Consider the following 10,173-nt stretch of genomic DNA (forward strand, 5'->3'; position numbering starts at 1 on the left):
CAAAATGCACTCGTGCCTTTTTACCTAACACAGTACGAGTGAACTAAAAAATTCGGAGTAATAACATGGCAAACCTAGTCATTGATAATGTTAAAAAACGCTACGGCGAGACTGAGATCTTAAAAGGCATCAATATTTCTATCAAAGCAGGTGAATTCCTGATTTTGGTTGGCCCATCTGGTTGTGGTAAATCCACGCTGATGAACTCAATTGCCGGTCTTGAAGACGTCACTGAAGGCCGCATTCTAATCGCCGACAAAGACGTGACTTACACTAGCCCAAAAGATCGTGATATCGCGATGGTGTTTCAGTCTTACGCCTTGTATCCAAATATGACCGTAGAGCAAAACATCTCTTTCGGTTTGGAAATGCGCAAAGTGCCAAAAGAAGAGCGTGACGTGGAAGTACAGCGCGTCGCCGAGCTTTTACAAATTAGCCATTTGCTAGACCGTAAACCAGCGCAATTGTCTGGTGGTCAGCGTCAACGTGTTGCCATGGGGCGCGCCTTAGCGCGTCGCCCTCAGCTTTACTTGTTTGATGAGCCATTGTCTAACCTAGACGCTAAATTGCGCGTAGAGATGCGTACAGAGATCAAGAAGCTACATAAAAAGCTGGGCACAACCATCGTTTACGTAACCCACGATCAGATCGAAGCCATGACACTGGCGGATCGCATCGCGGTAATGAAAGATGGGCAAGTTCAACAGCTTGGTACACCACAAGAAATCTACGACAACCCAGCGAACTTGTTCGTTGCAGGCTTCATGGGTTCACCAGCGATGAACTTCATTCCAACCAAGGTCGTCGAACAAGGTGGCGTACCTATGTTGGAACTGGCCACCAGCACAACCGTTGCACTGCCATTCCCAAAACCAGAATCACTAAAAGATTACGTAGGCAAAACCATCCTACTTGGCTTGCGCCCTGAAATGATCACTGAGCCTCAGCCGCACAAAGAAGGTCAGCCTTTTGTGACAACGACAGATGTCGAAGTCGAAGTGACTGAGCCAATGGGTGCTGACACCATGATTTTGACTCGTGTTAACGATGCCGAAATCAACTGTCGCTCTAACCCAATGTACCCAGCGGATGCTGGCTCAATCATCAAAATGATGTTTGATACGTCCAAAGCGGTTGCCTTTGACAAGGAATCTGGCCGACGTCTGGATCTTTAATCGCTCACAAAGCTAACGGTTAGACACTTTTAAGCAAGCCTGCCACAGAATGTATTTCACTGCGGCAGGCTTTTTTTTGTGAAAAACGTCAGGTTTTTGCACAAATGGTCAAAATTACTGCACAGTCTCTCGAACTTGTCACAAATTTGAGATACATTTTGAGAACTGTAATCAAAAAAGCGACTCCATAGTGGCATTTGGTTATCTCGAATCGAAAAACTGCCGACTAATATCATGTAAAGGAATCAAACCATGAAATTTACCAAGCGTTTTATCACGCAACTGGCCATTACTGGTGTCGCATTATCTGTGACAGCATGCTCTATGATGGGGCCACAAAAGCCAGATTGGAAAGAAGACAAAGAATATCGAGTCACCATCTTACACACTAATGACCATCACGGTCGTTTCTGGCAGAACGACAAGGGCGAATACGGCATGGCCGCTCGTAAAACCTTGATCGATAACATTCGTGAAGAAGTAGCGCTAGACGATGGTAACTCTTTGTTGCTATCCGGTGGTGACATCAACACGGGGGTACCTGAATCTGATCTACAAGACGCCGAGCCAGATTTCCGCGGCATGAAAATGCTCAAGTACGATGCGATGGCGTTGGGTAACCACGAGTTCGACAATCCACTTTCTGTACTGAAGAAGCAACAAGAATGGGCTGGCTTCCCTTTCCTTTCTGCCAACATTTTGGATGCAAAAACAGGCAAGCCACTGTTTGACGCTTACAAAATCTTCCAAGTGGATGACCTCAAAATCGCAGTTGTGGGCTTCACCACTGACGACACAGCTAAACTGGGTAACCCTGAATTTTTAGAAGGCATCAAAATTGAATCGCCTATTACGGTTGCTAAAAAGCTCATCCCAGAACTTCGTAAAAAAGCGGATCTAGTAGTTGCGGTGACTCACATGGGTCACTACCAAGATGGTAACTACGGTGGCAACGCACCTGGCGATGTAACGCTAGCCCGCACTGTTCCTGGTATTGATGTAATTGTGGGCGGTCACTCACAAAATCCTCTGTTCCAGCCTGACGAACAAAACGGCACCCTAATTCTACAAGCGCACGAATGGGGCAAATACGTTGGCCGCCTAGACTTCGTCTACAAAAATGGCGCGATTGTTTGGTCTCAATACAAACTTATTCCAGTTAACTTGAAGAAAAAAGTCACCAATGCTGATGGCAAATCTGAGCGTGTTTTCATCGAAGACGAGATAGTCCAAGATCCAACCATGCTTGAGATGTTAACGCCATTCCAAGAAAAAGGTCAGAAAGAGCTTAATATCGAGATTGGCTTCTCTAATACAGATTTTATTGGTGACCGCGATATCGTTCGTACTCAAGAAACCAACTTAGGTAACTTGATTGCTCTAGCAATGAAGCAAAAAGTGAATGCGGACATAGGCGTCATGAACTCTGGTGGTATCCGTGACAACTTAGAAAAAGGTGTCGTTACTTATAAAAGCGTTTTGAAAGTTCAGCCTTTCGGCAACATGGTGTCGTATGTTGATTTCACGGCTGACGAGCTAACGGATTATCTTTCTGCTATTGCAGCGAAACAAGCGGGAACTGGCGCATTTGCTCAGTTCAGCGGTGTCGCTCTGACACTAAAAGATGACAAAGCGACTAACATCATGGTGAACGGTAAAGCGCTAGACGCAGGTAAAACTTACCGCATCGCGATGAATAACTACTCTGCATCAGGCGGTGATGGTTACCCAAAAATCGTGGATCATCCAAACTACGTTAACTCAGGTTATGTAGATGCAGACGTTCTAGTGGAATATATCCAAAAGAATTCACCACTTGATGGCGCTAAATTCGCTCCAACAGGTGCTGTGAAGCGTTAATAGAAAGGCAAAGCCCACAAGAAAGCCCCAATAGGCATCTATTGGGGCTTTCTTATTAGTCACCTTAAGAGAAACGGCTTAGCAAAAGAGTTACTCTTTTTTATAGGATAAGGACCATGTCAAAGGTGTCGGTAGTTTTTCAGATTCTAACTTCACTGTGAACAGCAATTCATCATCACTTACTTGTTTCCAAGTATTGGTGCGTTTACCTCGCTCGGACTCAAGAATCACCACCACGGAATCAGCTGTTTGCTGGTAGGTGCCTGATATCTCAATATCTTCTTCGTCTTTCTTGATCACTTCGCCATTAGCGGTAAGCGGTATGTTATCGGCTTTAGCATCGTCACACTGCCACTGGAACTGTTCGGTTTGCCAACCTAAAGTCCATTGCTGACAAATTTGCGTTTGCTTTTTCAACACAGGTCGCGCCAAAGCACGAATAAAAAAATTCATCTCTTGCGCCACATTTTCAACCGCTTCGTCCAACTTGGCCTGCGTGCTATCTGCGTCTTGCAATATCCACTTCCCTGCCAAAACATCGCCCGATGCTTGCGCACCTGAACTAAGCGCCATAGCGGCAACTATTCCAACACCAATCAGTTTCTTCACCTTGCTTCTCCTTATTTTTATTGTGAATAGATAATCGCAGAGTCAAAGAAGCTTGTAAGGCGCAAAAACGCGCACAATGACTGACATTTAACGCCATTCTTGCCATTAAGCGTTTTGGGACTGCAATGGAAACGTGATGTCGCCAGAGAGATATTGTGTTGCCGTGTCGGCTTTTACAGGTTTAGAAAAGAAATAACCCTGATATTTCGAGCAGCCCATGTTTTCCAGAATGTCCTTTTCTACTTGATGCTCTACGCCTTCAGCCAGTACTGATAAGTTCATATGCGTCGCCATAGACACGATTGTATTAATGATCACATGGCTCTGTGGATCGCTCGTTAAATCACGTACAAACGATTGATCGATCTTTAATTGCGTAATAGGAAAGTGCTGCAAATAACGCAATGAAGAATAGCCCGTGCCAAAGTCATCAATGGAAAAACGTATATTGTGTTCTTTGAGTTGCCACATTTTCTCAGCAACAGAAGCAATATTTTCGACCAACATACCTTCGGTGATTTCTAAATCGAGCAAGCCTGCATCCACTTCAGAGCGAGCGATAACATCACAGACAGTTTCAACAAAGCTCTCCTTAGCAAACTGATATGGACTGATGTTTATCGCCACGCCTTTAAAAGTCGGCGGAAGGCCAATGTCTTGCCACGCCTTTACTTGCTGACAGACATTTTCTAACACCCAATTTCCGAGGTCGTAAATTAAACCAATTTCTTCCGCTATTGGAATAAAACGATTAGGTGGCACTAATCCAAGCTCATCATTAAACCAGCGAATAAGCGCTTCGAAACCTATTAATTGTCCGTCTTGGTTTACTTGTGGCTGATACACCAAGTAAAACTCATTATTGCCAATCGCGCTGTGTAAGGCTTTTTCCAACTTAGCTCGCTCGGCAACCTGCTGTTGCATTTCTTGTCGATAAAAACGGTAAGCATTACGACCACTTTCCTTAGCTTCATACATGGCAGTATCGGCTTGGCGTAAAATCTGGGCATCGTTCGCCCCCTCAAACGGAAACAGGCTGATGCCAATGCTCGCAGATATAAATAAGTCCGTTTGCTCTAAACGGAACACCTTAGACAACTGTGACAACAAGGTTTCCGCCAACAAAGTCACTTTGCTTTGTGCTTCTTCGAACGTTCTTCCCAACATAGGAATCAATAACACAAACTCATCGCCGCCCATTCGAACCGCAATATCCGCTTCCGACAAGCAGGCCATAAGGCGTTTTGAGGTTTCAACCAAAAGGGCATCACCAATGTGATGTCCCATGGAATCATTAATGTTTTTAAAGCGATCTAAGTCGATAAACAACAAGCCACCAACATGATCATTATCCTGTGCGGTGGTGATGACATTTTCAATATTCTGATTTAAAAATCGTCGATTTGGCAAATTGGTCAGAGCATCGTAATAGGCCAAAAACTGAACCTGTTCTTGATCTAATTTTCGTTGCGTAATGTCTCGAAAAGACGCCAAGAAATGCGCTTCATGATCCAAAGTAATAATGTTTCCACACACTTCAACCGGGAAATCGATGCCATTACTTCGACGATAGTTAGTCTCATAAACTTTAGCCTCACCTTGAGATCTTTCGGCCCACTCTTTCAATCGCTCCGGTGTATGATCAAAATCGATCTGTTGGATTTTTAACGTCAACAAAGCGGATTTATCATAAGCCAATAATCGACACGCCTCGCCATTGCAGTCGAGAATTTGACCCTTTAGGTTAGCCAGCAACATACTCTCGCTAGACTGATGTAAAACAGCTTTAAAATAGGCTTCGCTTTTTGCCAGCTCAGTTTCGACCTTTCGCCGTTTATGCCAAAGTGCAGTAATAGTACGAGCTAAAATCCCCAACTCATCTTCTCGAGCGGTTTGCTTAAATTGCAGTTGAACAGGATCGTTACCGTCTTTTTCTAACCAACTCAACTGATCAATTAGTCGAGAAAGAGGTCGAGATATTTGCAAATAAAAGAGAATAAACATGGCAGCGCCGAGTAGAAACGCCGACAAAAGCGAAGTGCTAATTAAGCGGATATTACGACGTAAGAAAGCATTCGTTACCGCACCGCTATCAATCGAGACTATAACGGTTCCCACAGACAAATGAGCATTCCGCATTAACGTCAGCCGGAAGTCCTGCGGCAATTCCTTAAAGACTTTTTCAGATAAGCCCCGCAGAAACATAGGCTGCAAAGGACGATATGTACTTGCCAACTCATTACCCAAATCATCTTCCAAACGCGTTTTATAAAAACTCCCCGAACGCATCAGTCCTGTAAGTACTTTTTTGGCTAAGTCCTCATCCAATAAATAGGCCGCTTCCGTGGCCGCATTCTCGGCAATGTACAATGTCGACATTACTTGGGATTGAATAGTGGCCTTCTCCTCTTGCCAATCGACAAAAATTTGCAAAGCACTCATCGATAGACTAAGCAACAATATCAGCACTAATGCCCATTTAGCTTGTTTGTAAGATAGACGCTTGCGCAGTGGTAACATAATCCCTCACGGTAACTAAACGGCTAATTAAGCTCAGAAGAAATTCCATATCGCTTGAATATTTCATCTCTTTTGCCGCTTTCATCCAATTCTTTTAAGCCTTTATTTAATACATCTCGCCATTTTTCAGCATCTGGATATTTCTTGCTAAAACAGACGGCATAATGATCTAAACCCAATTCAGCGATATCATAAAAACTAAGCTGGTCAATCACTCCCATACGCTGTGCTGCAAAAATAGCGCTGTCACGCTCAGTCATGAAAATATCTTGGTTGCGTCGCAACACAAGATTAATTCCTTGATCCAATCCAGAGACTGAAGAATAAGGTATTTTGGCACTGTCCAAGATATCGGTCTGAGACCATCCATTCACAGCAGATACATGGAATTTTTTTAAGACAGCCAAGGTTGTGGCATAACCGTCTAAAAAAGAACGACGCGTTACAAAGGCATTAGCAGAATGACTAAGAGGCGTTGAATACAACGCGAACTTCTCACGTACTGGAAGTCGACGACAAGACACAGCTCCCAGCACCAACCCCGCCTCAACGTCTCGCATAATTCGCTTCCAGGGCGTTAATTCAATTCGAACTTTTACGCCTTGCGTTGCGTATGCGGCCCGTAAAATATCCACATCAAAACCATAAACATCTTCGGCATCTTCAAAATTCGCAGGGGGAGACAACTCAGCGGAATCAATAATGTGCGGAGGCAAATGAATGGTATGAAGAACAATTTCTTCGGCTCGAACGGATGGCAGGAACAAGAACACAAACCCCAAAAGACACGAGTGCAAAAATCGTTGGACTCCTATCATGAAATTCGCTTCTCCTCTCTTCTATTATGAAGATAAAACCATCACCACCTAATTTAACATTGTTCAAATATGCAGCAGAATGCAAGCCGACTCAAGCTTTAAACCGCCACCAGCTTACCTGTTTGCAAATTGTTACATTACACATGCCGACGACAACCTTTCAGGCAAAAAAAATCTAGCCGAAACTAGATTTTATAAAACGCGTTAACGCCTAAAAACAGTAATTACTTATCAAACAAAGCCGCACGTTGTATTTCCATGATTTCAGCAATGCCTTTACGCGCCACAGCCAACATGCCCATCATCTGCTCATCACTAAAGGCTTCACCTTCGGCAGTGCCTTGGATCTCAATGAAACCGCCTTTGTCGTTCATAATAACGTTCATGTCTGTTTCAGCGTTTGAATCTTCTGGGTAATCCAAATCCAATACAGGCACGCCTTTATAAACGCCCACAGAAATCGCTGCGATTTGCGATACGATTGGATTCGCTTTGATTTTTTTGTTCTCAACCAAGACACGCATCGCATCCGCCAAAGCGACAAAACCACCAGTGATAGACGCGGTACGAGTGCCGCCGTCGGCTTGAATCACGTCACAGTCAATCGTGATCGTGTTCTCGCCCAATTTTTTAAGATCCACCGCCGCACGCAAAGAACGACCAATCAAACGCTGAATCTCAACCGTACGGCCAGTCTGTTTACCACGGGCGGCTTCGCGATCCACTCGACTGTGTGTAGAACGCGGCAACATACCGTATTCAGCGGTAATCCAACCTTGGCCCTTGCCTTTCAAAAAACGCGGCACGCCATGAACCACAGTCGCCGTACAAATAACTTTCGTGTCGCCACATTCGATCAGCACCGAGCCTTCGGCATGTTTGGTAAAATTACGTGTGATTTTCAGGGGACGTAATTGATCTGCTTCTCTTCCGCTTGGACGCATACTTGCTCTCTCTATCGATAAACATCATAAAGGCGCAATTATAACGAACCCACATAAAATTGCTCGCCCAGCGACGGGAAAACATGACATTTAGCAAACCTGTCGAACACAGTCTGGTTAGGCTACAATATCGCCTTTGTTTTTCTTTATTTACTGATCTTTTTTATAGGTACTCAACATGACAGCAAGCATGACCGCCTTCTCACGCCAAGAAGCCGTATACGATTGGGGCACCATCAGCTGGGAAGTTCGCTCAGTGAATCAGCGTTACCTAGAACCCAGCTTTCGTCTACCAGAAAACTTCCGCGAGCTTGAGTTTGCTTTTCGTGACGTGCTGCGTAAAAAGATCAACCGAGGCAAACTAGAATGCCAACTGCGCTTCCAAGGCGTAGACAAAGCCGCTACCAATCTGACAATCAATCCAAATAACGCCCAAGCCTTAGCAAACGCCATAGAAACGCTTGGCACATGGTTCAAAGATCTGGATCCTGCCAATCCTCTCGACATCCTGAAATGGCCTGGCATCCTTAGTGATGAAGGCAGCGACTTTGAAATGATGAAAAAATCCGTCGTAGAGCTCTTTAATAAGTCTGTCGACGAAATGATCCAAGTTCGCCTACGTGAAGGTGCGCAACTAAAAGACATTATCGAACAACGTCTTGATGCCATAGACGCCATCGTTGTAGAAGTGCAAGCCAAACTGCCAGAGATCATCGCGGCGCAAAAACAAAACTTACTGGATAAACTCGAAGCTGCCAAAGTCGACCTAGACCCAATGCGCGTCGAAGCGGAAATAGTCCTACTGGCCCAAAAAGCCGACGTGGCCGAAGAACTGGATCGCCTAGCTACCCACACCAAAGAAGTCCGTCGCCAGCTACAACAAAAAGGCCCAATCGGCCGCCGACTCGACTTCCTAATGCAAGAACTCAACCGCGAAGCCAACACCCTTTCGTCAAAATCCATCGTCGTGGAAACCACCCAAAGCGCCGTGGAATTGAAGGTTCTGATTGAACAAATGAGAGAACAGATACAGAATATTGAGTAAATTTTACACTTTAGAAGATGGCCGTATTACACGTTACTTTGTTAGAATTTACATATATCAGGGTAAAATACTCTGTAATATATTAGGTTGTTAGAAAATTTTATTAATTAACCTTTTTAAAATACCGACCAAATCAATAAGGAAGTAAAGCTATGGTAAGCTTTTTTGGTTTAAAACGTTATGACGTTGAGCTATCTCCTCCAGTAAAAGGAAGAATCACTGATAATGGAAAGCCAGTAGCTGGAATAGAAGTTGAGCGTAGGCTTTTTTATAGCGGATACAGTAAAGAAGCAATATTTGACTATGCAACAACTAATGCTGATGGTGAATTCTCATTTGAAGAAAAAATAGTGAAGTCTCGTGCTCCAGGAGATATTTTTGGACAAAATGCTCTAATATTTCAAGACATTTCCATAAAGAATAAGCTTTCTTATGACAATGAGCCTTACTGGATTTGGTTAATAAGAAAAGATTTCTCACCTTACTCTAAACTCAATAATTTAATGTTAAACCTAAATGCAGATTTAAAAAACAAAGAAGTTCAGCACGAAATAGATCTTTCTAAAAACGGAGGTATGTATAATCAGCCTATTGTAAGTATTTGCTATTTTAAAGACGAATTAATAACTACATATTATAATAGTAAAATTATAAAATCTTATGAAGAAATAAAATAACCCCATATTTTAAGGATGAAAAATGATGGAATTATCTCCTAGCTTAGCTTCTCAATTGGCACTTCTTTCTTATACAATCGAGCAAAACAACAGTACGGTTGTATTACCTGAAGCAGTAAAAAGACACTTTATATTCAACTCGAATAATATACAGAAAGGAACAAGTGGTGGTTTTTTTTGGCGCGTAGAAACAGGTTTCGCTTTAATTGGCCATGGTAATGGAGAGACCTATAAGAATGATCATGTTATTGCAATAAGAGGAACAAATACAAAAGCCGATGCAATTACAGATATAACTTGTCACAGCACCAACAGTGATTCTGGAAACTCAGTTCATAAAGGGTTTCAGTCAACATTTTCTTCTCTTAGAGACGGCATTAAAACATACATGGATAAACCAGACGTTCTGAATGGAAACGGCGTTATTCATTGTGTTGGTCATAGCCTAGGTGGAGCCGTAGCTACGCTTGTAGCAGATTGGATCAAAGTCACCTACAACAAAACCGTTTACTTATACACTTTTGG

9 protein-coding genes are annotated in these 10,173 nt (G+C 43.4%); 5 read left to right on the plus strand and 4 right to left on the minus strand.

Features of this window, described 5'->3' with window-relative positions:
- Window positions 1-65: 65 nt before the first annotated feature.
- Window positions 66-1,175, plus strand: coding sequence for an ABC transporter ATP-binding protein (locus tag CYL31_RS20615; protein WP_212916971.1), 1,110 nt, complete (start codon window positions 66-68; stop codon window positions 1,173-1,175).
- A gap of 252 nt (window positions 1,176-1,427) precedes the next feature.
- On the plus strand, window positions 1,428-3,035 hold the full coding sequence (ushA, locus tag CYL31_RS20620; protein ID WP_212916972.1) for a bifunctional UDP-sugar hydrolase/5'-nucleotidase UshA: 1,608 nt from the start codon (window positions 1,428-1,430) through the stop codon (window positions 3,033-3,035).
- 90 nt (window positions 3,036-3,125) lie between these two features.
- Here the strand turns inward: ushA and CYL31_RS20625 are convergent, their stop codons facing one another.
- From CYL31_RS20625 to rph, 4 genes are all read right to left on the minus strand, one after another.
- A complete protein-coding gene (locus CYL31_RS20625) occupies window positions 3,126-3,644 on the minus strand; it encodes a hypothetical protein (RefSeq protein WP_212916973.1) in 519 nt (172 codons plus the stop codon).
- 105 nt (window positions 3,645-3,749) lie between these two features.
- Window positions 3,750-6,164: a putative bifunctional diguanylate cyclase/phosphodiesterase gene (locus CYL31_RS20630; protein WP_212916974.1), complete on the minus strand. Its 2,415-nt coding sequence runs from the start codon at window positions 6,162-6,164 to the stop codon at window positions 3,750-3,752.
- A 23-nt stretch (window positions 6,165-6,187) separates the two neighbouring features.
- A complete protein-coding gene (locus tag CYL31_RS20635) occupies window positions 6,188-6,982 on the minus strand; it encodes a substrate-binding periplasmic protein (protein WP_212916975.1) in 795 nt (264 codons plus the stop codon).
- A 224-nt stretch (window positions 6,983-7,206) separates the two neighbouring features.
- Window positions 7,207-7,926, minus strand: coding sequence for a ribonuclease PH (gene rph / locus CYL31_RS20640; protein ID WP_212916976.1), 720 nt, complete (start codon window positions 7,924-7,926; stop codon window positions 7,207-7,209).
- A 178-nt stretch (window positions 7,927-8,104) separates the two neighbouring features.
- On the opposite strand from rph, the gene CYL31_RS20645 reads away from it, so the two are divergent.
- The 3 genes from CYL31_RS20645 to CYL31_RS20655 all read left to right on the plus strand — a co-directional run.
- Window positions 8,105-8,971: a YicC/YloC family endoribonuclease gene (locus tag CYL31_RS20645; protein ID WP_212916977.1), complete on the plus strand. Its 867-nt coding sequence runs from the start codon at window positions 8,105-8,107 to the stop codon at window positions 8,969-8,971.
- A gap of 152 nt (window positions 8,972-9,123) precedes the next feature.
- Entirely contained in the window at window positions 9,124-9,648 is a 525-nt protein-coding gene (locus tag CYL31_RS20650; RefSeq protein ID WP_212916978.1) for a DUF6795 domain-containing protein, read from the plus strand.
- Between the two features lie 22 nt (window positions 9,649-9,670).
- The coding region (locus CYL31_RS20655) for a lipase family protein (RefSeq protein WP_212916979.1) at window positions 9,671-10,173 on the plus strand (503 nt) is incomplete at its 3' end.

Origin of the sequence: Marinomonas sp. A3A (genome assembly GCF_018336955.1) — a bacterium.
GTDB lineage: Bacteria > Pseudomonadota > Gammaproteobacteria > Pseudomonadales > Marinomonadaceae > Marinomonas > Marinomonas lutimaris.